The following is a 22257-nucleotide window of genomic DNA, read 5'->3' on the forward strand; positions in this document are numbered from 1 at the left end:
TTTGATGATTTATGGGATTTATTTGCTTAATTTTTGGTGGGTGTTTCCAACTTGATCATTGTCTAAACTATGATTTATGGGATTTATTTGCTTAATTTTTTGTAAGTGTGTCAGACTTGATAATTCGGTAACAATTAACAAATTTTTGCCAGTTGTGAGCAAAGGTTCTGGAAGCGAAACTTAAAGTTTAAAAAACCGTCCATTTTTGCTATAGGACTCATATTTGATTTTTATCTCCCTGTTCCCCGTTCCCCGTTCCCTAATTACTATGATACCTCCTTATCAATTGCTAAAATCACAGATCCGCCGCTTAGGATTAGCCTTGGTACTGCCAATTTCCCTTTTAGGTGTAGCAGGATTGCCTACCCAATTGCCACCAGCTACAGCCCAATCTGGGGGGAATCGTCCCCTGACTATCCGCTCTGATACTCAAGAATATGACGCGAAAACCCAAGTAATTACTGCCCGTGGTAATGTGCAAATGGTGTATCCGGCTCGTCAAATTCAAGCCACATCTGCTCAAGCTCAATATTTTAGTAAAGAAAAACGGATTGATTTCAGTGGGAATGTTTACATTTTGCAACAAGGTAGCAATAGTATTCGCGCGGAAAAAGTCACTTATTTAATTGATGAAGGTAAATTTATCGCCTTACCCCAATCTAATCGTCAGGTAGAATCTACATATATGGTGGAGGATGCCAATCCCAGTAGACAAACTACTAAACCGGCACCAAAAACTCCAGCCCTAAAACGTTCTAATTAGTATCTACAACCTAGATAAAACCTCATAGTGAAAATTGTTTTAGAGAATATTCACAAATCTTACGGTAAACGATTAATTGTGAATCGCGTGAATCTTTCCGTTAGCCAGGGTGAAATTGTCGGTTTACTAGGTCCCAATGGGGCTGGGAAAACGACAACATTTTATATTGCTACAGGTTTAGAAAAACCCAATCATGGCAAAGTTTGGTTAGATAATTTTGATATTACTAATTTTCCTATGCACAAAAGGGCTAGATTGGGTATTGGTTATTTAGCTCAAGAACCAAGTGTATTTCGTCATCTTTCAGTGCAAGATAATATTCTCCTAGTATTTGAGCAAACTCAAGTTCCCAGGAGGGAATGGAGACAACGACTACATACTTTATTGCAGGAATTTCGCTTAGAAAAGGTAGCTCTTAGCAAAGGTATTCAACTTTCTGGTGGGGAACGACGACGCACAGAATTAGCAAGAGCTTTAGCCGCAGGTAGAGAGGGACCGAAATTTCTGTTTTTAGATGAACCTTTTGCTGGAGTTGATCCCATTGCTGTATCTGAAATTCAGGAGATTGTCAGCCAATTACGCGATCGCGGTATGGGCATTTTAATTACAGATCATAATGTCCGCGAAACCCTGGCCATTACAGATCGGGCTTACATCATGCGCGAAGGACAAATTCTCGCTTTTGGTAATGCTGATGAACTCTACAATAACCCCTTAGTACGACAATATTATTTAGGTGATAATTTCGCAGTTTAAACTTTGCGCCTTTGCTCCTTCCCGTCTTTGCGCGAAACATAAATTATGATATATAAACAGTTTAAACCCTTCTCTAATTTCATTTCCCTATTTTCATTTTCCATCATGGATCGCTACTTGGCGATGCAATTAATTTCACCATTTTTATTTGGTGTCGGTGCATTTACTTCTGTAGTTTTAGCAATTGATAGTTTATTTGAATTATTACGAAAAGTTGTAGAATCTGGGCTACCGCTGAATATTGCTTTAGAGATTTTCTTATTAAAGCTACCTTATGTCATGGTTTACTCCTTTCCCATGTCCACTTTGTTAGCTACTTTAATGACCTATAGTCGCCTGTCTAGCGAAAGTGAATTAATTGCTTTACGTGGGTGTGGAGTTAGTGTTTATCGGATGGTTTTTACGGCTGTAGTGTTAAGTTTTGCCGTCACGATCATGACTTATATATTTAATGAGCAAATTGCCCCTGCGGCAAATTATAAGGCTACTATTACCCTAGCACAAGCCCTCAAGTCAGACCAACCTTCCTTTAAACAACAAAATATTTACTATCCTGAATATCGAGAATTTAAAGAAGCAGATGGTAGTAAAAATAAAATACTTTCTCGCTTATTTTATGCTGACCAATTTGATGGTAAGCAAATGAAAGGTTTAACAATTATAGATCGTTCTCGCGGCGGAGTTGATCAAATTGTTGTTTCCGAATCAGCTAAATGGAACGGTCAAAAACAAGTTTGGGATTTTTACAATGGGACTATCTATTTGGTAGCAACTGATCGATCTTATCGGAATATTTTACGCTTTGAACATCAGCAATTACAACTCCCGCGCACTCCTTTAACCTTAGCCGAAAATAGCCGAGACTATGGCGAAATGAATATTTCTCAAGCCCTAGAACAACTAGAAATAGAACGTTTGGGTGGTAATGATCAGAAAATTCGCAAGCTCCGAGTGCGAATTCAACAAAAAATCGCCTTTCCCTTTGTTTGCGTTATTTTTGGTTTAGTTGGCTCAGTTATGGGTAGCATCCCTCAACGCACTGGACGCGGGACAAGTTTTGGTATTAGTGTGATTGTGATTTTCAGTTATTATTTACTATTATCTGTTTCTGGAGCTTTAGCACAGGCTGGTATACTTTCTCCCATAATTGGTGCTTGGTTGCCCAATTTATTTGGATTAGTAACGGGTTTATTTTTATTAATCCGAGTAGCCCAGAGATAATGTAAATTTATAAGTCAGTTATCTAGATATTAAGTTTTTTTAGTCATAATTTCAGCAACAAAAGGCTATATATTATTTAATATCTAGCAGCATTTCGATATGAGTAAAATTCGCATTGTCGTTATTGAAGATCATTACCTCACTCGCTTCTCTATTTGCAAAGCATTACAACAAAAAAACGAAATTGAAGTAGTTGGAGAAGCTGGTAATGCCCGTCATGGTCTAATAATGTTAAAGAAGCTACAGCCAGATGTGGCAATTGTGGATATAGGTTTACCAGATCAAGATGGGATTGAATTAACCAAGGAAATTAAAGCGATCGCTAATCATCGTCAATTATCAAATACAAAGGTATTAATTCTAACGTCATCTGATAATAAAGCATCTGTACTTGCAGCCTTTAGCGCTGGTGCAGATTCCTACTGTATGAAAGATATCCGGTTTGATAATTTACTCGAAGCTATACGGGTAACTGCTGATGGTAATCCTTGGATTGATCCGATGATTGCTCGGATTATTTTAGAAAAGGCACAGCAGAAGACAGATTTTGTCCAATCCAATGATAATAAACCACCTGTTAACTCTAGTATTCTCTCAGACAGAGAATTAGAAGTGTTAAAATTGATTACCAAAGGTTGTAGTAATGATGATATCGCCAAGAGACTTTATATTGTAACTGGAACTGTGAAAACACACATTAGCAATATTATGAATAAATTATGTGCTAATGATCGTACAGAAGCAGCAGTAATTGCTCTGCGTTCTGGCTTAGTTACATAATTATTAAATTAAGGACATCTTGCCATTCAAAGATGTGGAAAGTTGAGTCAAATTATGACTGATAAAAAGTTAGATAAGCTCAAGCTCATGGTGGTAGATGATGAGTTAGATAACTTAGATTTACTCTATCGCACATTTTGGAAAGATTTTAAAGTCTATAGAGCTAATAATGCCAGTGAAGCCTTGGCTATCTTAGAAAAAGAAGGTGAAATGGCTGTGATTATCTCTGACCAGAAAATGCCCGACATCAACGGTAGTGAATTATTAAGTTTGACGGTTGAGCGTTTTCCTGATACAATTCGGATTTTGCTAACTGGTTTTACTGATGTGGAAGATTTAGTAGATGCAATTAACTCTGGTCGCGTATTTAAGTACATTACTAAACCTTGGAATCCCAACCAACTTCAATTATTAGTTAAGCAAGCTAGTGACACATATCGCTTAGTTAAAAAACGGGTAGCAGAATTATCTCGGGCATTGCGACGGGAATCTTTATTTAATGCTATGACAAAGGCAATTAGAGAATCTTTAGACTATAACAATATGCTGCAAAAAGTTGTTGCCACGATGGGAGAGACATTTGCGGCTCATAATTGTTTACTCAAACCAGTAGAAGATGATTTATTAATACAACAGCCATTTTGCTATCAAAATCCTCAATCTGAAATCTGTAATTTACTTCCAGAACCTAGTGAGTTAATTGCTGAAGTTTTCCAAACCCAACATTATCAAATAACAGAAAATTTTTATAAAGATATCCCTTATCAATACTTGGTTATTCCCCTCATTTATCAACAACATTTACTAGCTATTGTTGCTATTTGTAAGTTAGGAAGCGATCAGATTTGGCATCAAGAAGATATTCAACTAATTACAGATGTGTCCGAACAAGCTGCTTTAGCAATTTCCCAAGCCAAACTCTATCAAAGTCTGCAAGAAAAACAACAACAAATTCACCTGGAGTTGGAAGTAGCTCGCCAAATTCAACATAATATATTACGGCAAACCTTACCGGAAATCACAGGTGTAAAAATCCAAGCTTGTTGCTATCCAGCAAAAGAGGTTGGGGGTGATTTTTTTGAGGTATTTGTCCATGCTAATGGTGATTTGTGGTTAGCAGTTGGTGATGTTTCTGGTAAGGGCGTGCCAGCGGCTTTGTTTATGGCTAGTACGATTTCTCTGCTGCGTCGGGAACTATCTCAAGAAGTACCTGTAGAGCCAAATGTGATGATGCAGAATCTGAATTATGCTCTGAGTGATGACTTAATCAGCAGTAATTATTTTATCACGATGGTTTTAGCCCGTTATCACCCAAGCACAAGAGAACTTGTCTATGCTAATTCTGGGCATATTTATCCTTTTATGTGGTCACAAAAAACAATTTTTAATGATTCTCCCCATTATCTGAAAGTTCGGAGTATTCCCTTGGGAATATTACCTAAATGGCAAGGAGAATCTGGCCGTTTGATTCTTGCTCCCGGAGATACATTACTGCTGGCTAGTGATGGAATCACGGAAGCAACTGTATGGGAAAATTTAGACAATCCCCAAACAACTAATCGTTCTATGCTCAATCAAGCAGGTTTGTGGCAACTGATTAAAAAACAAACTCAATCACTTAATCTGGATAATTTATTAGCTGTTATTCAAGCCAACAATGATCTCCAAGAAGATGATCAAACTATACTCTGTTTGGAGATTTTATAGGTTATGAAAAGTGAACTTCATGTTCCTAGTGACCTGAGTTTTATCAATATTGTAGAAAACTGGTTATTGGGATGTTTACAATTGCATCTAGGGGAATCTGTTGATTGGACAAAACAATCAAGTCTGTTACGATTAGTTTTGATAGAAGCATACTCTAATGCTGTTCGTCATGCTCATAAAGAAAAGCTAAATTTACCAATTTTACTGCGTTTAGAACTGAAAGACCGAGATCTATCAATAGAGATATGGGATCATGGTGAAGGTTTTGATCTGTCTACTTATTTTCCACCCAACCCCCTTGACAGACAAGAAGGTGGTTATGGTTGGTTAATTATGAATCGGTTGATGGATAAGGTAGAGTATAAATTACAGGTAAATGGTGCTAATTGTCTGAAGCTAGAAACGACTCTCACAGAACTATTGCCTGATGTTTTAAGAGATTGACAATCTCAGGTCTAAATACACTGAGATTGTTTAATCAAAGATATGACTTGCTCTACCAAGTTTTCACTAGGTAAAGTAAAGAAATCAATTCAAAATAAGTTGCAGAAAATTATTTGCTAATACCAGGAAATTCTCTAATTTACACACCATATTTAAATAAAATGATGGTGAAATGGGAATATTGCCTGTCCAAATTTCATCTCATTAAGAATCTTCTGGAAATACCCATGTTGGTGGTTCTGTGATTTTTTTCCGCAATCTTTCTTCAGCTATTTCTAGCATTTTGTCTAAAGAAGTTTCTTCAATAAACTTTGAAGTTGATTCTCTAAACTCGATATTGGGACATTTATCACCTAAAACGCAACCGTTAACACAGGCTTCAGCACAGTTAATTTTTTGCTCCACAATTAATTCCTCTCTAATTTGGGTGTTTTCACTTGGCAAATAAATTTTACCTAATTTGTTTCTTAAACTAGTGTACTGTAGGGGTTTAAGATTGCGCTTTCCTCCTACTTCTAAATTTGTAGAAAAACGGCTCATGTCGGAATTATTAGCTAATACTGGAACTATTGCGGCGATCGCTACTGCTGTTGTCCCTCAGCAAGGTAGTGTAGGTATTGTGCGGGTTTCTGGTGATCAGGCAATGGCGATCGCGCACACTCTATTTTACGCCCCAGGGCGACAAGTTTGGTCAAGTCATCGCATCATTTATGGTTATATTCGTCAACCCCAAACTAAGCAAATTGTTGATGAAGCTTTATTATTAATAATGAAAGCCCCTCGGTCTTTTACCCGTGAAGATGTGGTAGAATTCCATTGTCACGGGGGAATTATGGCGGTGCAACAAGTATTGCAATTATGCTTGGAAAATGGCGCAAGATTAGCTCAACCGGGAGAATTTACATTAAGAGCATTTTTAAATGGCAGATTAGACTTAACCCAAGCGGAAAGTATAGCAGATTTAGTGGGAGCAAAATCACCTCAAGCTGCTCAAACGGCTTTGGCTGGATTACAAGGTAAATTAGCCCAACCTATCCGCAAATTACGGGCTAATTGTTTAGATATTTTGGCAGAAATTGAAGCCAGAATTGATTTTGAGGAAGATTTACCACCTTTAGATCAGCAAAGAATTATTGCAGATATTGAGCAAGTGACGGCGGAAATTAGTAAATTATTAGCCACAAAAGACAAGGGTGAATTACTGCGAACTGGTCTAAAAGTGGCGATAGTGGGGCGACCAAACGTGGGAAAATCGAGTTTATTAAATGCTTGGAGTCAGAGCGATCGCGCCATTGTCACCGACTTACCAGGAACAACCCGCGACGTGGTAGAATCTCAATTGGTTGTGGGAGGAATCCCCGTCCAGGTATTAGATACAGCGGGGATTCGGGAAACAGTAGATCAGGTAGAAAAAATCGGTGTAGAGCGATCGCATCGTGCCGCTAATGATGCTGATTTGGTATTATTTACCATTGATGCGGCCTCCGGTTGGACATCAGCAGATCAAGAAATCTATCAACAAGTAAAACACCGTCCGGTAATTTTAGTCATTAATAAAATTGACCTGATTTCATCAGCAGAACAAGAAAATCTTCAATCCAAAATCCAAAATCCAAAATCCAAAATTGTCACAGCCGCAGCGATAAATCAAGGAATTGATAATTTAGAAACAGCGATTTTAGAAATAGTTCAACAGGGAAAAGTTCAAGCCGCTGATCTGGATTTAGCAATTAATCAAAGACAAGCAGCAGCTTTAACAAAAGCCAAGATTGACTTAGCACAAGTGCAAATGACAATCACCGATAAATTACCCTTAGATTTTTGGACAATTGATTTAAGAGGAGCAATTCAAGCATTAGGAGAAATAACCGGAGAAGAAGTTACAGAATCAGTTTTAGATCGGATTTTCAGCCGCTTCTGTATTGGTAAATAAGATCATTTATTGTTTGCAGTCCCCTAATAATATCTCAAAATTGCAGTATTTTAGACCGTGATGATTTCTTTGATGATCACATAAGGTTCAACAATCAGAGCATTAAATCGCTTTTCACGGTTGAGATTCCATTCTCCCACTTGATCTATTGTCGGTTTGGCTAATAATTGTTCATCTATCCAATGTTGCACTGAAAGAATATTATCACTAGCGATCGCTTCTCCCACATCTAATAAGTCTAAATTCTCCGCTACCAAAATCACCGCATCTTTTTGGACATGGGGAATTAACCACTCCCATTCTGCTTCATCGAGATTTTGCTGTAATTTTTCCCGTAATTCCGACATAATTCCCCACTTTATTGATTATTAGTTTCATTTTACCTGATCAGCAAGCCCTAGTTAGTGCAGGGATATACCTATAAGATGCGAAACTATGTAAATAAATATTACAAAATCTACGGTAGTAATTTACTTTTTGCCCGTAAGTTGGTATATAAAATAGTTAAGAATAAATTAAAAAAAAGTTAAAGGGAGCTTAAAATATGGACACAACTAATAACAACACTCCCACAGGAGACAATCCTGACAATAATAAAACTAATCCCAACGATGAGGAAGGTGAAAACTGTCACCATAAACTAGTGTGGTCTTGTGATCCAAACAGTTATCCTCGTTGCACTTCTCAATGGGTACTGGAGTGCGAGCTAATCTGTCATTTACCTGAGTCCGACCTCAGAGAATAACCTGCAAATATTGATGAAAACCCTTATGGGGTAGGCATACTTCGACCCTTCGACAGGCTCAGGGCATCGCAGGCTCAGTACAAGTCTTGTCTGCCATATAAAAAATTTTACCCTCCGAAATCGTGCATTTCATTAATTGCGTTCGCACACCTTTGAGTAACCCTTTCCAATTCCTCTTTCTTAGTAGAAATGGGAGCATCAATTAACTTCCCAATTCTCAGAGTTAAAGGTTCAGAAACCAATTTTTTAGAAGTCATGAATTTTATTTAAACAGTCAGTGGCATCATAACATTAGATATGTGGTATTTATTATAATCTTCAATATACATTAGCAGACATTTAGCAACATATTCTGCTAATTTAACGGGTACAGCATTACCAATCATCTGTTCTAAATCTGTTTTTGAACCTGCAAAAATAAAATTATCAGGGAAAGTTTGAAGATAACTTCTTTCACGAGTAGTTAATGGACGCAAATCTGGTGTTAATGGTGCAACATCTCCGGGGTGTTGTTGATAAGTTTTAGGTATTGGTCTATTCACACCTCTAATAGTCGGACTTGGTTCATCAATACTAAAAATAGCCCTTCTTTGATAACTTCTAGGATGACGATAATAATATTCAATCCCTAAACTATTCCCTAAATAATCTCTAATAGTTGTCGGTTTTTTAGATAAATTAGCTTCTAGATAAGTCTTGAGATCATCATCTTGACCACCAAGTTCTCCTATACAGAAGAATCTCTTTCTTTTCTGTGGTACACCGCATAAACTAGCATCTAATACTTTTTCTGTTAAACCATAACCAGCAGATTTAAGAATTTGCTTAAACTCTTGATATTTGTGGGATTTTCTAAACAATTCTACATTTTCTAAAACAAACCATTGACTAGAGACATTAGCTACTATTTCAGCAAATGTAATACTTAAATCTCCTCTCCCTAAATCTTCATTACGCTTACCAGCACTAGAAAAATCTTGACATGGTGGACCACCAATAATTACATCAGGTAAAAATTGTTTAAATATTGAATAATTATTATTTACCTGACTCAAATCATATTCAAAAATCGGATGATGAAAGTTTTGCTGATAAACATTTATGGCAGATTTCCAGTTTTCAAAAGCAGCAACAATTTCAAATCCACTATTCTGAAATCCTAGTGATAATCCACCACAACCGGAAAATACATCTATGACTTTTAAGGAAGAGGATTTCATTTGTATATTTATTCGTGTAATACCAATTTTATGTAAGGCTGCACAGAATAAAAATTATCCGCGTTTATCCGCGTTTATCTGCGTTTGATTATCTTTTAAATCTTATTCTATGCAGCTTCATCTCAATTTGGTGCAGAATGTCTAATTGCATTAGAATGTTTTTGATAATATACTTAGATAATAACGCATTTATTATGTATACTGAAAACCCTTATGGGGTAGGCATCCTGCCTGCCCTATAATAAATTCTTACCTACCCAAATCGTGCATGGCATTAATTGCGTTCGCACACATTTGAGTAACCCTTTCCAATTCCTCCTTCTTAGTAGAACTAGGAGCATCAATTAACTTGCCAATTCTCAAAGTCAAAGGGACTGAATGAGGTACAGAAGAACCAGGTTGTAAAATCTTCTCACTTCCCCATAAACACACAGGTAAAAAAGGAGCTTTGGCCTTGGCTGCGAGGAGGGCTGCACCTCTTTTGGGGTCATGAATGCGACCATCTGGCGTGCGTGTACCTTCTAAAAACACACCCACAGCCCAACCATTATCTAAATATTCTAAAGCGGAACGGATAGCATTGCGGTCAGCACTACCGCGACTTACAGGATACGCACCGTATAATTTAATGGCTTGTGATAAAACAGGAACTTTAAATAATTCTTCTTTAGCCATATAAGCAACTGGACGACGCACAGAAGTAGAAACTATCGGGGGGTCGAAGTAACTAGCATGATTACTAACTACTATGACCGCTCCAGATTGGGGGACATTTTCCGCACCATAAATCTTGCCGCGAAAGTATGTGTGCAGCAAAGGGCTAATTACCGACCACTTAAAGGCGTGATACAGTGCTAAACTAATTAAGGGTTCACGAGTTCTAGTCACAGAAGATAATATAAATAAAATAGAATCCAAAAGTCAGAATTCAGGAGTCAGAACTTATTTTAACCTCTAACTCCCAAATCTAACTGCTGATTTTGCCTACATCAGTTTCCTACCGTTAAAGCCTGTTGTCCTTGAGGTGAAGTAGCATAACCTAGAAATGCTTGAACTCCAGCACTAGCAGGGTCTTTATAGACATAATACAGTGAACGTTTGAAAGGATAACTAGCCGCTTCTGGAGTCAAGCCTTCAATAGCCACGACTCGCACGGTTTGCTGATTAGCAACTTGAGCAAAAGTCGCATAGCCGATACCATCTTTTTTCAAAGCTTGAACTAAGGGAGTTGTGGCATCTTGGGGTAAGGTCGTAATATTGGGTGTAGTCCCAAAATTAGCTCCTTTTAAGACTAATTCTTTAAAAGTTTGATGTGTGCCACTAATTGCTGGACGATTAATGACGCGGATAGTTGCGGCTGAACCACCTACGGCTGACCAATTATTAATTTTTCCCTGAAATATATCTGCAACTTGACTGCTGGTTAATCCTCGGTTGAAAGGATTGGCTTTACCGACTATCAGAGCGATCGCATCTTGTGTTACAGTAACATCCTTTAATCCCTGACTTTGCTCCTGTACTGTCAATGGTCTAGAAGCCGCCGCAATCTCAACTTTACCAGCTAAAAGATCCTGAATTCCCTTATCTGTCCCATTCGCTACAGCATCTACTTTTGTACCGGGAAACTGTTTCTCAAAGCCATTTTTGAGATTTTGGTTAATTGTCACCATACTCGTAGAACCGTCTATTTTGACAGTCGTACCACTAGCCACTGTCTTTGGTAACGGAAAAGCCCCAGAGGTCGCACCAGCAGGAGAATTACTTTCTGGCTGCGTAGCTGTCGGATTTGGGGCAGGATTACGCATAAAAAACCACCAGTAACCACCACCCAAAAACCCTAAAAATAGCAAAATAAACACAATAGGAGGTGGACCGCTTCTCTGACTCATAAATTCCTAATTATTCTGGTAATTGTTTAGATTGGGAATCTTGTAATCTGTGCAAACGACGAGCAACTTCGTCATCTAATGTCATAGTTTCAATCTCAGCCTGGAGTTTTTCGGTAGGATTTTCCGATAATTCCACCAAAGCCTCCGTCTGTAAATTTCGACGCTCTACAGCCCCCTTAGCCTTTTCAAAATCACTTTTAGCCGAGCCAATATCAAATTCATTATTAACTTTAGCAATCATAGCCAGAGCTTCATTTACCTCTGACATATCCTTCATATTCTGCATATCGGCTTTGTAGCTTTCTAACTTCATGCGCTCACGGTTAAGTTTATCTTTAGAAGCTTTGACCGCAGTTTCTGCTTGTTTAACCATTTCCTCCAGTTTGGGCAAAATTTGCTCTGTTTGAATTGCCTTACTCATGGCCATTCGCGCAGCTTCTTCATTACCACTACGTTGAGCAATCATAGCTTGTTGCTCTAGAGTTTTGGATTCTGTAATTTTTGCCTCATATTTGCGTTTAGCAGTCTTATATGCGCCCTCTTGAGCCGCAACTGCTCCCGCTAGTTTCTGAACGGCTTCTTGCATTGACTGAAGGGATTCTTCAGCAACTGCTACAGCCACTTTACCACCAGACTCTACAGGCATTCCCCATAACCAGTTCCAAGTCCCAACTATGGTTCGCCCTGCCCTTTCGCCCATTATCCAATAGACAGCTTTTTTCATAACTGAAAGTTATTGCAATAAGGATGGTTATGGTAATATTTGTACCTTAAAAATAGCCGAAAAATTAGCATTTAAGCAATTTCTTGGTGTACAAATTTATTTTTTAACTATACCAACCATCATTTCTGGCTCTGTACTGACGCTGTATGCCGCTTCTAGAAGTTCTACTTCAGAGGGTAGTTTCAGATGAGAACTTAAGTGTAGTCTTTCCAGAAGCCGAATAAACTCATAAGTGGGATCTATCAAGTAGATAACTTTACCTTCCTTGACAGAGAAACCATGACGGGCTGACCACTGAAATGCGTGGTGCATATTATGCCACCCTTCACCAAAGGTAAGTAGTGCCACAAACCAGTTATTCCGGCTGTAGTCATTGCTGACAAACGGTTTTTCTCCAAATATATGAGAAAGAGAGTTGACAAAGGCAACGCAATGGAAAAGTATCATTGTACTCAAGAAGAAAGCACCAAGAAACTCCAGTCCACCTATCCAGAAAGAAATTACCCCTAAAAGAATGAGGGGAATAAAGTGTAACCGGTCTATGGTTTTAAGTACCCAATCTGCTTCCAAATCAGCAGGAAGACTAGGCGGAAAAAAGTTTCGAGATAACAACCATCCACATTGCGACCATAGGAAGCCTTTAAAACCTGTAAATGGTGCATGGGGGGAGTGGCTATCGTCTGGTTTATCAGAGTTATTGTGATGTCCCTGAATATGATGACCCTTCCACCAGTTAGGACCCATTTGTCCTGAAGAACAGGCAATAATGCTACCAATCCATTTGATGATCATCGGTGCCTGATAAGATTTATGAATAATCAGCCGATGGTAGATGGCTGTAATACTCATCATTCTAATAACATATAGGGCAACTGCCCAAAGAATACTCCTCCATGAGAGTCCGGTGAATAAGGGAAGGAATGATCCTAAGTGGGTTACTATTATTAAAAATGGTCCCACCATGTAACCAAAAGCTAAAAGTCTAGGATATTTTTTCATATATCGGTGTTTTTTTGAATTATATTCATGAAATATTTTGAGTTTTGTTTGCAGATTTATTAAGCCAGTTTTTTAGAAACTTCAAGGAAGTGTAAGGTTGATTTTTTGGGGTTATGTTACAGCGGTTTCCGCTCTTATGAGGTACATCTTAGCCCCCTCATCGCTGGCGGGGAGGGGTTGGGAGTGGGGTTCTTGTAGCTCATAACACCGGGAAGTGCTGTACTTTTATCCTGACAAATTAATGATGGCTTGCTGAGTAAAGCTAGAACCACTTCTCAATAAGGGTTTCGCGGATTTTGAGAACAAAAAAGTGCAAGGCTATGGCATTGAGAGCCTCAAAATCCTTGCATTTCTATGGAAAATCAGGGGGTGAATTTGGAAACCAATCTCCCAAACCACCATTTTTAGAACTGTGTGGCATCTAAGTTCGCTTTGGGTACTTATTCAGCAAACCCTAATGAAGTTCATCAAATAAATTTTGAGACAATAAAAATAGACATCATAGAAAGGTTATGTTGCCAATTTCATCTACATAATGACTTATTTAATTGTGAATTAATTTGTGCAATTACCTATTCAGGTAACTCCCCAGCATTACGAATGTTCTCTAAAATCAAGCCAGTTGCAGTCCGTTTAATCAAACCTGTTAAGACGTTCCCCGGACCAATTTCCACAACTTTCTCAATACCATTTTCTGGTAATTGCAAAGAAATTTCTCGCCAACGCACAGGACCTGTCATTTGTTGAGAAAGACGCTGTTTTAAAGTTTCCGCTGCTACCGCCGGAATTGGATCTACATTAGACAAAACTGGGACGGTTGCTGACTGAAAAATTACTGAATCGAGAACTTGTTGAAATTCTGTTGCTGCTGCTTTCATTAAATGGGAATGAAATGCGCCCGAAACCTTTAAGGGAATAGCCCGTTTAGCTTTGACTTGCGACATGACAGCCTGTACAGCTTCAGGAGTTCCAGAAATGACAACTTGGGCAGGACTGTTATCATTTGCTAAAACTACATCAGGTGTTTCGCTAATAACTTTTTCTAATTCTTCTCGGTCAAAGTTCATTAGTGCGGCCATCATTCCCCCAGCAGCACTATCCATTAATTCTGCCCGTCGTTTTACCAAATGCAACCCAGCAGACCATTCAAAGACACCAGCCACATAAAGGGCGATATATTCACCTAAACTATGACCTGCAACTAAGTCTGGTTGCTGTCCTTTTTCCCGCAAAATATCAGCAATAATACTTTCGATTACATATAAACTAGGTTGGGTATAAAGTGTCCGTGATAAGGTTTCAATATCACTTTGGCAGATATCTGTGACAGACCAGCCCAAAATTTCCTCAGCTTGAATAAATTTTTCTTTGGCAGATGGTAGATTTAACAAGTCTATTCCCATTCCCAGCGATTGAGAACCTTGTCCGGGAAACACCCATGCAGTTTTAGTCATTTGTTCTTTGTTAGTTGTTAGTTGTCAGTAGGGGCGAAGCATTTGGAAGATAAATTATCGGTCATTGCCAAAAATAGTTCTCCAAATGCTTCGCCCGTACAGTTGTCAGTTGTTCGTTGTTATTAATTTTCTGATTTTTAATTTTTAATTCTCAATTTTGAATTGTTTATCTTCCCCATTTAAAAATGGCTGCACCCCAGGAAAGACCGGCACCAAAACCAGATGCAGCAATAATATCATTGGGTTTGATTTTCCCGGCTCGCACTGCTTCATCTAACGCCAGGGGGATAGATGCGGCGGAGGTGTTACCATAGTCGGATACATTACTGATCACTTTATGTTCGGGAATCTCTAAGCGTTCAGCAACGGAATTGATAATTCTTTGATTTGCTTGATGTAATACCAGCCAATCTATATTTTCAACTTTGAGATTAGCTGCAAACAGGGCTTTGTCTATTACTTCTGGGACTTTTTGCACAGCGAAGCGGTAGACTTCTTTGCCGTTCATGGTAATGGGGTGATATTTGCCTGTAGATACATGAATATCTGGTGTCAGTTCTGTGGTAGAGGCGTTATAGGACAGGTTAAGACAATTGTTTTGAGAACCATCGCTTTTGAGGCAAAATCCTAATAGGCGATCGCTCTTATTAGCCTGTAATACCACTGCCCCAGCCCCATCACCAAATAACACACAACTGCGTCTATCTTGCCAATCTACCCACCGAGAGAGGATATCAGCCCCAATTAAGAGTACATTTTGATAAACACCTGTTCTGATGTATTGTGCGGCTGTAACTAAACCAAAGACAAAACCAGAACAAGCGGCGGTTAAGTCAAAGGCGACTGCTTTGGTAGCACCTAATTCGCCTTGAACACGGCAAGCAGTGCCAAATAGGTCATCAGGGGTGGAGGTGGCCAATAAAATTAAATCTATGTCTGCTGCTGTGATCCCGGCGGCAGCAATGGCCTGTTGACTAGCCGCAGTGGCCAATGATGCCAGTGAGTCAGGGGGCAACGCTAACCGTCTTTGACGAATTCCTGTTCTTGAGGCAATCCACTCATCTGATGTTTCTACCAGTTGAGTTAACTCTTGGTTGTGTAAACAAGTTGCTGGGACTGCTGAACCACTGCCTGTAATTGCTATACCACCGTTAAAAAAATTTTGCACTTCTTTTTTTCCTCAATTGTCAATTGTCATTTGTAAATTGTCAGTTGTCTTGTTTGTAAGCATTAATAACGAGTACCAATGACAATCCCAATTTTAGATTTGAGATCAAGAACAATAGATTTATAAAAGTAATTATGAATCTAAAATCCGCAATCTAAAATTGGATGACAAGTGACAAATGGCTGTTAGCGGAGGATCTCTACTTTTGAGAAGTAATAGTTAACTACTTTCATTTTGGAGAATTTGATATTGGGATTGAAGTCTTTCTAACACCTGATTATCTACGGCTTCTTTAGCCATGCGAATGGCACTAAAAATAGATGGTGCTTGGGAACTGCCATGACCAATAAAACAAATACCGCTGACACCCAAAAGCAAAGCGCCTCCATGTTCAGCGTGATCCATGCGCTGTTTAACGCGTTTTAAGTTGGGTTTTAAAATCGCTGTACCGATTTGACCGTGTATCCCTTGGGGTAATTCTTCTCGGAGAATTTGCAGAATTACTCCGCCAACTGCTTCGGCAAATTTTAATAAAATATTACCCACAAAGCCGTCGCAAACAATCACATCAAATTCACCGGACAATACATCACGCCCTTCAGCATTACCAGTGAAATTAATTTGAGTATTTTCCCGTAACAATTGGTGGGCGCGAAGAACTACTTCGTTACCTTTAGTATCTTCTTCGCCAATATTCAATAAACCTATTTTGGGATTTTCTGTTCCCAAAACATACTGACTGTAAATTGAACCCATGACTGCAAACTGCTCTAAAAACTTAGGGCGACAGTCTACATTAGCACCGACATCCAGGATCATTACTGGCTTGCCTGCTTTGATGGTGGGGAATACTGTGCCAATTGCTGGGCGGTCAATTCCCGGTAATCTTCCTAAGCGTAGCAAAGCTGAGGCCATGGCTGCCCCAGAGTGTCCAGCAGAAAATACAGCATCTGCTTGTTGATTTTTAACTAAATCCATCGCTATGTTGATGGAAGATTTCCGCTTGCGTCTAACTGCGTTGAGAGGATCTTCATCCATAGCGATCATTTCCTCGGCAGGAACAATCTCCAAATCCGCCATAGTTGTCTTTGGCGGCATTACAGCCTCGATTTGTTGGGGATCTCCAACCAGTAATATTTTTACACCCAATTCCTCTCGCGCCCGCAGTGCGCCGGCGACGATTTCAGCGGGTGCATGATCTCCCCCCATTGCGTCAATTGCGATCCTTACACCAGTCGATCCCATTGCTCAGAGCTTATAGAAACCTTACAAATTTTATCAGATTGCAATACTTAAAAATTCAGAATTCTCAAAAAAGCATAAGAAAATCTATTTTTTCTGCAACTAAGAGAATTCAGGAGCTTGCATTAATTGAAATATAACGATACCTAATTAAGCATACAGGTATTTTGAATAGGACTGGGAAAGGTAAGGTTAAAGCTTTTTTATGCTCTTTTACCGTTCACCGGAAAATATGTGAATGAACTACCCCTTGCTAATTACTATAAAGGCGTTTTCTAGATGATAATAGACTGAAATTATAGCAGACCAAACAACAAAAATGAGATTTACAGTCCCCAGTAACTACAATTTTCTAGGCAGATTTTACCGACTGGCAAGCATCAGCGTGCTTGCTAATATGATGGTTCCTTTGGCTGGTTTGGTAGATATTGCTTTTTTAGGGCATTTAACAGATATTCGACATTTAGCAGGAGTAATTTTAGCAACTATTCTCTTTGATTATCTTTATCGAGTATTAAAGTTCATGCGTTCTAGCACCAATGCTATAACGGCTCAAGCTGTTGGTAAAAATGATGATAAAGCAGTAGTTTTAGCTGGTTTACGGAGTGGTTTAATTGCTTTACTAGTGGGTTTAATTATTGTTTTATTGCAATATCCTTTACAAAAAATTGGTTTTTTCATTTTGAGTGGTTCTTCAGATATTGAATCTGCTGGAGTTGATTATTTTTATGCGCGAATTTGGGGCGCACCTGCTGTCCTCCTCAATTTTGTTTTATTTGGTTGGTTTTTAGGTAGAGAAATGAATTGGGTGATGCTATTAATGTCAATTGTCGGTAATGGTTCTAATGTATTGTTAGATTATTTGATGATTTCTAAATGGGGTTGGGCAAGTGTAGGGGCAGGTTTAGCAACAGCATTAAGCCAGTATTTAGCTTTAATCGTGGGTTTAATATGGATGTTTTTTACTATTCCTTGGCAAGCTGTACCAGCAGCCATTCAAGAATTATTTGATTGGGTAGCTTTAAAGGAAACTTTTGCGTTAAAAGGTAATATTTTGATTCGGTTTTTAGTATTAGTTTCTGTCTATTCTATTTTTACTAATTTAAGTGCAACCATGGGAACAACTGTTTTAGCGCAAAATGGTTTATTACTCCAAATTGCTCTTTTGAGTCAGTTTACAATTCAAGGGGTAGGAGTAACAATGCAAACCCTGACAGCGAATTTTAAAAGCAAAGACAATACTCAACAGATCATCCCTTTATTAATAGTTTCTTTAGTGACTAGTGTGGTGATTGCATTAGGTTTTGCCGGGACATCTATTTTCTTCCCTGATCAGGTATTTGGATTATTAACTAATCACACAGAAGTGAATCAAGAGATTAATCAATATACCATTTGGTTACTGCCTATTTTAGTAATTACTGCCATTACTCTTATGCTAGAAGGTTATTTTATTGGCTTAAAGGAAGGGGCAACTTTACGTAATACGGTATTATTATCTTTTGTAGTGGGTTTTATCCCCTTACTAATTGCAGCTTGGTATTTTCATAATAATCATTTATTGTGGTCTACTTTATTGTCTTACATGACAAGTAATATGATTTTATTAGGTGTATCTGTACCCCAAACATTTAAAGATAAAAGTTTAGAAAATCAGCCATTAATTTCCAGATAAGACTCCCATTTGTTTTTTCAGATCCCCGACTTCTTCGAGAAGTCGGGGATCTTGTCTTGTCCAGATTAGAGGAAATTAAATTAACTCAAAACCCAGCTAACCAGTGTTCTCACACCAAAACCAGTTGCCCCTGCACCATTGTAGCCATGTTCCTTATCAGCCCAAACTGGTCCGGCAATATCTAAATGCGCCCAAGGGGTATCTTTAACAAACTGTTTGAGGAACAAAGCCGCAGTAATAGAACCGCCATAACGGGGTCCGGTATTTTTCATGTCGGCAATACCAGATTTAAGTCCGTCAAAATATTTGTCTTCCATTGGCATCCGCCAAATTTTCTCACCAGCACTATCAGCGGCTGTTTGCAGTTGGGAAGCTACCGCATCATCTGGTGTAAATAAACCAGCGATATCTTCACCCAAAGCTACCACACAAGCACCTGTGAGAGTAGCTAAATCAACGATCGCATCCACACCCAATTTATCAGCATAAACCAAGGCATCAGCCAATGTTAATCGCCCTTCAGCATCGGTGTTGTTAACTTCGATGGTTTTGCCATTTGATGCGGTTAAGATGTCTCCAGGGTGCATAGCCTTACCGCTAATCATGTTTTCGGTGACGGCGGAGATAAAGTGAACTTCTACATCTGGTTTTAACTGCCCAATGGCTTTGGCTGCACCTAAAGTTGCGGCTGCACCACCCATATCCATTTTCATGGTTTCAATGCCGCTACCAGCCCCTTTAATGTTCAAACCACCGGAATCAAAAGTTACGCCTTTCCCGATAATTGCCAGTTTTCGTCTCGGTGTGGTGGCTGGTTTGTAGATGAGGTGAATGAATTTTGGTGGTAAATCAGAAGCTTGGGCAACTCCCAAAAATGCTCCCATACCGAGGTTTTCACATTCTTCCTGTTCGAGAATTTCCAGTTCTAACCCGTATTCGTGAGCGATCGCTTGGGCAGTTTCTGCCATAGTAATAGATGTAACCGCGTTAGCTGGGGCTGCTACTAACTGTCTCGCCAAAATCACACCAGAAACAATTTGATTAGCACGGGCAATAGCAGCTTCTTGTCCTGCTAAACCAAGTAAATCAATAGTTTCGATTTGAGGATTTTTATCTTCTGGCTCAGATTTAAAGCGAATATCTTGGTAAAGTGCTAATTCTATGCCTTCAGTCAATGCCTGGGCTGTGGCGGCTGAATCATTGTTCCACAATGGTAAACTGATTCCCAGGGTTTTGGTTTTTTGCTTTTTGGCGGTTCGGGCTACAGTAGCCGCAACCCGGCGTAAATTTTCTAATTTCAGCGCGTCTGGTTTCCCTAAACCCACCAAAATCAGCTTCCGCACGGCATGAGTCGCACCTAAGCGAATGACGATGATGCTATTTGCCTTACCTGTAAATTCTTCTTCGGCAATAACTTCTTGGACAATTCCCGCACATTTATCATTTAAGCTGGCAAGATCACCAGTTAACTCTACTGCGTCTTCAAATAAGCCAATGGCTAAAGTATCACCAGTCCAATCTAATAATGCTGTATTTGTAGGTTGAATCGTCATTTTTGTAAGTTCTGTTGATCTTCCGTCATGTACCAGTATTGCTCAAATTTTCTGAATCATGGGCGTTTGACGCAACGTCTTGACAATCTGGTAGAATTAGAAACAGTTTACAAAGTTTTATCTGTTTTTTAGAAATCTGCTGCTTGTAAAAATTATTAATATGTCTAAAGATACAAATCAACCCCAACTACCACCAACTAGTGCCATTGAGAGTGTAACTAATGTTGCATTTGAAAATTGGTTTGAATATCCAGTTAGGGCGCAACCTCACCACACGGACTATGCAGGTATTGTTTGGCATGGCACTTATTTGACCTGGATGGAAGAAGCACGGGTAGAATGCTTGCGTTCTATTGGCATTGAATTTGCTGATTTAGTGGCGTTAGGTTGTGATTTGCCTGTAGTGGAGTTGTCAATCCGTTATCATCGGTCGGTGCAGTTAGGGATGTCAGTCTTAGTAAAAACACGGATGGCTGAGGTGACTGGAGTGCGAATGAACTGGGACTATACCCTTGTTTCTCCTGATGGTCAGGATTTATACATTACTGCTCAGGTGACGTTAGTGGCTTTAGATCGGGAAAAGGGGAAAATTATGCGGCAGTTACCACCCGCGTTTCAAGATGCTTTAGCGAAGATTTCTGGATCTCGGAAGATTGGGTAATTATTAAAAATGAAAAATTAGATTTTTTAGGGCAATATCCAGGTTGAAATTGCCCAAAATTATCTACTTTTGTCTATCTAACCAAGTGACTAAATCAGATATTGCTGAAAAGTCTAAAAACTCTTCTCCTAATATTTCTAATTGTTCAGTGGATAATAAGCGCATCTTTTCAATTATTGGTAAAGATATTTCACCAAACCGCCGATTTAATTGACGATTCAAGAAACGAAAAGCTTCTTTTTGTTCTCCTATTTTTTCTCCTTTGAGTTCACCTTTTTGCAAAATATCCTGATAAATTACAGATTCTTGCATAATATCCTCGCTCAATAATTGACGAATTAGATTTTTCTCGAATCGCAAACCTGCTAAAATCTCTGTGTAAGCAGCAGTGTTCTGTCTGGCTGCCACATTTGTAATCTTAGCAATTTCTGTGGCTACTTGGGATAATAACCCTGGTGCGGAATTTGTTTTTGTTAATGGTGCTAATGGAAGTAATGCTGGATTATTGAGAAATAAATCTGAATCTTGTTCCCACATTCGGATGACTCGATAGCGATGATTTGTCATTTCATCAAGATAAGCTTCGGTAAAAGCGATTTCATTACTTGTTTCTTGTAAGAAAATCACTACTTGGGTGACAGGTAGATTATACTGTCTAACTAATCTGACAAAATAATCTAACATTCTTAATGGAATGGGTGTTTCTGATTTGGTGTTCGTTTGAAATTCTAGATGTAGGATTCTGTTGTTTGTTTGTAGCAATATAACGGAATCTGCGCGAATTGGTTCTATGCTGAGTTCTGTTTTTAAGACTTTGATTTTTTCCACTGTTTCCGGTAGCAACCAGTTGGCAAAATCAAGGGGATATTTTTCAGCTAAGATTTTACAAACATTATCAAAACTCACAATTTACACCGCTTAATAGATTTCAGCCTTGCAAATTTTCTTCCATCGGTAGATAATTGGGAAGAGTTGCTTTTAATTTTTAATTGTCACTTTTTCACTGGCGTTTGGGAGAAAGTTTGAGCAAATTGGCTGATTTGCTGCCAAATATCTTGGGGAGTAATACCGAAACCAAAGTATAATAACATGACAACAGCGGCAGAGATAATGGCCGTTTTAATCGTGGTTTTAATTAGTTTCCAGAGAATGATAAAAACTATCCAAGCTACTAATAAGGTAATAATCATAAAATTAGGAAATAGGGAATTGATACTGAGTTTTTTCCCAAATTAAACAGTAAAATCAGGATAATAAACTATTCTGGGGAAAAATTGCAACCTTCCTGGGCTAGATGCTTCTAATATATTGGTAAAGTGTAAC

Annotated in this window: 23 protein-coding genes and 1 pseudogene; 10 read left to right on the top strand and 14 right to left on the bottom strand. The window is 38.7% G+C overall.

All coding sequences use genetic code 11. The annotated features are described in order from the left end of the window. Positions 1–268 precede the first annotated feature (268 nt). From FJR09_RS02715 to FJR09_RS02740, 6 genes are all read left to right on the top strand, one after another. Positions 269–763, top strand: a complete 495-nt coding sequence (locus tag FJR09_RS02715; protein WP_168634641.1) for an LptA/OstA family protein — start codon at positions 269–271, stop codon at positions 761–763. A gap of 27 nt (positions 764–790) precedes the next feature. Continuing rightward, positions 791–1519: an LPS export ABC transporter ATP-binding protein gene (gene lptB, locus FJR09_RS02720; RefSeq protein WP_168652967.1), complete on the top strand. Its 729-nt coding sequence runs from the start codon at positions 791–793 to the stop codon at positions 1517–1519. A 105-nt stretch (positions 1520–1624) separates the two neighbouring features. After that, positions 1625–2740, top strand: coding sequence for an LptF/LptG family permease (locus FJR09_RS02725; RefSeq protein ID WP_041457537.1), 1116 nt, complete (start codon positions 1625–1627; stop codon positions 2738–2740). A gap of 99 nt (positions 2741–2839) precedes the next feature. Then, on the top strand, positions 2840–3520 hold the full coding sequence (locus tag FJR09_RS02730) for a response regulator transcription factor (RefSeq protein ID WP_168652966.1): 681 nt from the start codon (positions 2840–2842) through the stop codon (positions 3518–3520). Positions 3521–3574: 54 nt separating this feature from the next. Continuing rightward, positions 3575–5227 carry a SpoIIE family protein phosphatase gene (locus FJR09_RS02735; RefSeq protein WP_168652965.1) on the top strand — a complete coding sequence of 551 codons (1653 nt, stop codon included), beginning with the start codon at positions 3575–3577 and terminating at the stop codon, positions 5225–5227. Positions 5228–5230: 3 nt separating this feature from the next. Next, on the top strand, positions 5231–5671 hold the full coding sequence (locus tag FJR09_RS02740) for an anti-sigma regulatory factor (RefSeq protein ID WP_168651183.1): 441 nt from the start codon (positions 5231–5233) through the stop codon (positions 5669–5671). A 204-nt stretch (positions 5672–5875) separates the two neighbouring features. Here the strand turns inward: FJR09_RS02740 and FJR09_RS02745 are convergent, their stop codons facing one another. Continuing rightward, a complete protein-coding gene (locus FJR09_RS02745; RefSeq protein WP_015078302.1) occupies positions 5876–6076 on the bottom strand; it encodes a hypothetical protein in 201 nt (66 codons plus the stop codon). Between the two features lie 133 nt (positions 6077–6209). Between FJR09_RS02745 and mnmE the strand changes: the two genes are divergently transcribed. Next, complete coding sequence (mnmE, locus tag FJR09_RS02750) at positions 6210–7604, top strand: tRNA uridine-5-carboxymethylaminomethyl(34) synthesis GTPase MnmE (protein WP_168651184.1); 1395 nt, start codon at positions 6210–6212, stop codon at positions 7602–7604. A gap of 50 nt (positions 7605–7654) precedes the next feature. On the opposite strand, the gene FJR09_RS02755 is transcribed toward mnmE, so the two are convergent. Beyond that, entirely contained in the window at positions 7655–7951 is a 297-nt protein-coding gene (locus FJR09_RS02755; RefSeq protein WP_015078300.1) for a DUF2288 domain-containing protein, read from the bottom strand. Positions 7952–8148: 197 nt separating this feature from the next. Here FJR09_RS02755 and FJR09_RS02760 point away from each other — a divergent pair, with 197 nt between their 5' ends. Continuing rightward, the gene (locus tag FJR09_RS02760) at positions 8149–8349 is read left to right on the top strand and encodes a hypothetical protein (RefSeq protein ID WP_148279009.1); all 201 of its coding nucleotides are present in this window, start codon (positions 8149–8151) and stop codon (positions 8347–8349) included. Positions 8350–8456: 107 nt separating this feature from the next. On the opposite strand, the pseudogene FJR09_RS24535 reads toward FJR09_RS02760, so the two are convergent. The 9 genes and pseudogenes from FJR09_RS24535 to plsX all read right to left on the bottom strand — a co-directional run. Next, a pseudogene (locus tag FJR09_RS24535) lies at positions 8457–8579 on the bottom strand (1-acyl-sn-glycerol-3-phosphate acyltransferase); the annotation flags it as partial. Positions 8580–8615: 36 nt separating this feature from the next. Then, positions 8616–9569, bottom strand: a complete 954-nt coding sequence (locus FJR09_RS02770) for a DNA cytosine methyltransferase (protein ID WP_168652964.1) — start codon at positions 9567–9569, stop codon at positions 8616–8618. A gap of 249 nt (positions 9570–9818) precedes the next feature. Further along, positions 9819–10457, bottom strand: coding sequence for a 1-acyl-sn-glycerol-3-phosphate acyltransferase (locus tag FJR09_RS02775; protein ID WP_168634226.1), 639 nt, complete (start codon positions 10455–10457; stop codon positions 9819–9821). Positions 10458–10558: 101 nt separating this feature from the next. Continuing rightward, positions 10559–11458: a phosphate ABC transporter substrate-binding protein gene (locus FJR09_RS02780; protein WP_168652963.1), complete on the bottom strand. Its 900-nt coding sequence runs from the start codon at positions 11456–11458 to the stop codon at positions 10559–10561. A 10-nt stretch (positions 11459–11468) separates the two neighbouring features. After that, on the bottom strand, positions 11469–12182 hold the full coding sequence (locus FJR09_RS02785; protein WP_015078296.1) for a PspA/IM30 family protein: 714 nt from the start codon (positions 12180–12182) through the stop codon (positions 11469–11471). 96 nt (positions 12183–12278) lie between these two features. Next, complete coding sequence (locus tag FJR09_RS02790; protein ID WP_015078295.1) at positions 12279–13181, bottom strand: acyl-CoA desaturase; 903 nt, start codon at positions 13179–13181, stop codon at positions 12279–12281. A 572-nt stretch (positions 13182–13753) separates the two neighbouring features. Continuing rightward, the gene (gene fabD, locus FJR09_RS02795) at positions 13754–14635 is read right to left on the bottom strand and encodes an ACP S-malonyltransferase (protein WP_168651187.1); all 882 of its coding nucleotides are present in this window, start codon (positions 14633–14635) and stop codon (positions 13754–13756) included. Positions 14636–14801: 166 nt separating this feature from the next. Next, complete coding sequence (locus FJR09_RS02800; RefSeq protein WP_015078293.1) at positions 14802–15803, bottom strand: beta-ketoacyl-ACP synthase III; 1002 nt, start codon at positions 15801–15803, stop codon at positions 14802–14804. A 219-nt stretch (positions 15804–16022) separates the two neighbouring features. Then, on the bottom strand, positions 16023–17048 hold the full coding sequence (gene plsX / locus FJR09_RS02805; RefSeq protein WP_015078292.1) for a phosphate acyltransferase PlsX: 1026 nt from the start codon (positions 17046–17048) through the stop codon (positions 16023–16025). A gap of 316 nt (positions 17049–17364) precedes the next feature. Between plsX and gntT the strand changes: the two genes are divergently transcribed. Next, positions 17365–18720, top strand: a complete 1356-nt coding sequence (gntT, locus tag FJR09_RS02810; RefSeq protein WP_168652962.1) for a guanitoxin biosynthesis MATE family efflux transporter GntT — start codon at positions 17365–17367, stop codon at positions 18718–18720. 80 nt (positions 18721–18800) lie between these two features. Here gntT and FJR09_RS02815 read toward each other — a convergent pair whose 3' ends face one another. Then, positions 18801–20273 carry a leucyl aminopeptidase gene (locus FJR09_RS02815; RefSeq protein WP_168652961.1) on the bottom strand — a complete coding sequence of 491 codons (1473 nt, stop codon included), beginning with the start codon at positions 20271–20273 and terminating at the stop codon, positions 18801–18803. Positions 20274–20433: 160 nt separating this feature from the next. On the opposite strand from FJR09_RS02815, the gene FJR09_RS02820 reads away from it, so the two are divergent. Then, a complete protein-coding gene (locus FJR09_RS02820; RefSeq protein WP_015078289.1) occupies positions 20434–20934 on the top strand; it encodes a thioesterase family protein in 501 nt (166 codons plus the stop codon). Between the two features lie 63 nt (positions 20935–20997). On the opposite strand, the gene FJR09_RS02825 is transcribed toward FJR09_RS02820, so the two are convergent. Beyond that, positions 20998–21840 carry a DUF4351 domain-containing protein gene (locus FJR09_RS02825; RefSeq protein ID WP_015078288.1) on the bottom strand — a complete coding sequence of 281 codons (843 nt, stop codon included), beginning with the start codon at positions 21838–21840 and terminating at the stop codon, positions 20998–21000. 86 nt (positions 21841–21926) lie between these two features. Beyond that, a complete protein-coding gene (locus FJR09_RS02830) occupies positions 21927–22124 on the bottom strand; it encodes a hypothetical protein (RefSeq protein ID WP_168634219.1) in 198 nt (65 codons plus the stop codon). Between the last annotated feature and the right edge of the window lie 133 nt (positions 22125–22257).

The organism is Dolichospermum sp. UHCC 0406, from assembly GCF_009712025.1.
In the GTDB taxonomy this organism is placed as follows: domain Bacteria; phylum Cyanobacteriota; class Cyanobacteriia; order Cyanobacteriales; family Nostocaceae; genus Dolichospermum; species Dolichospermum lemmermannii.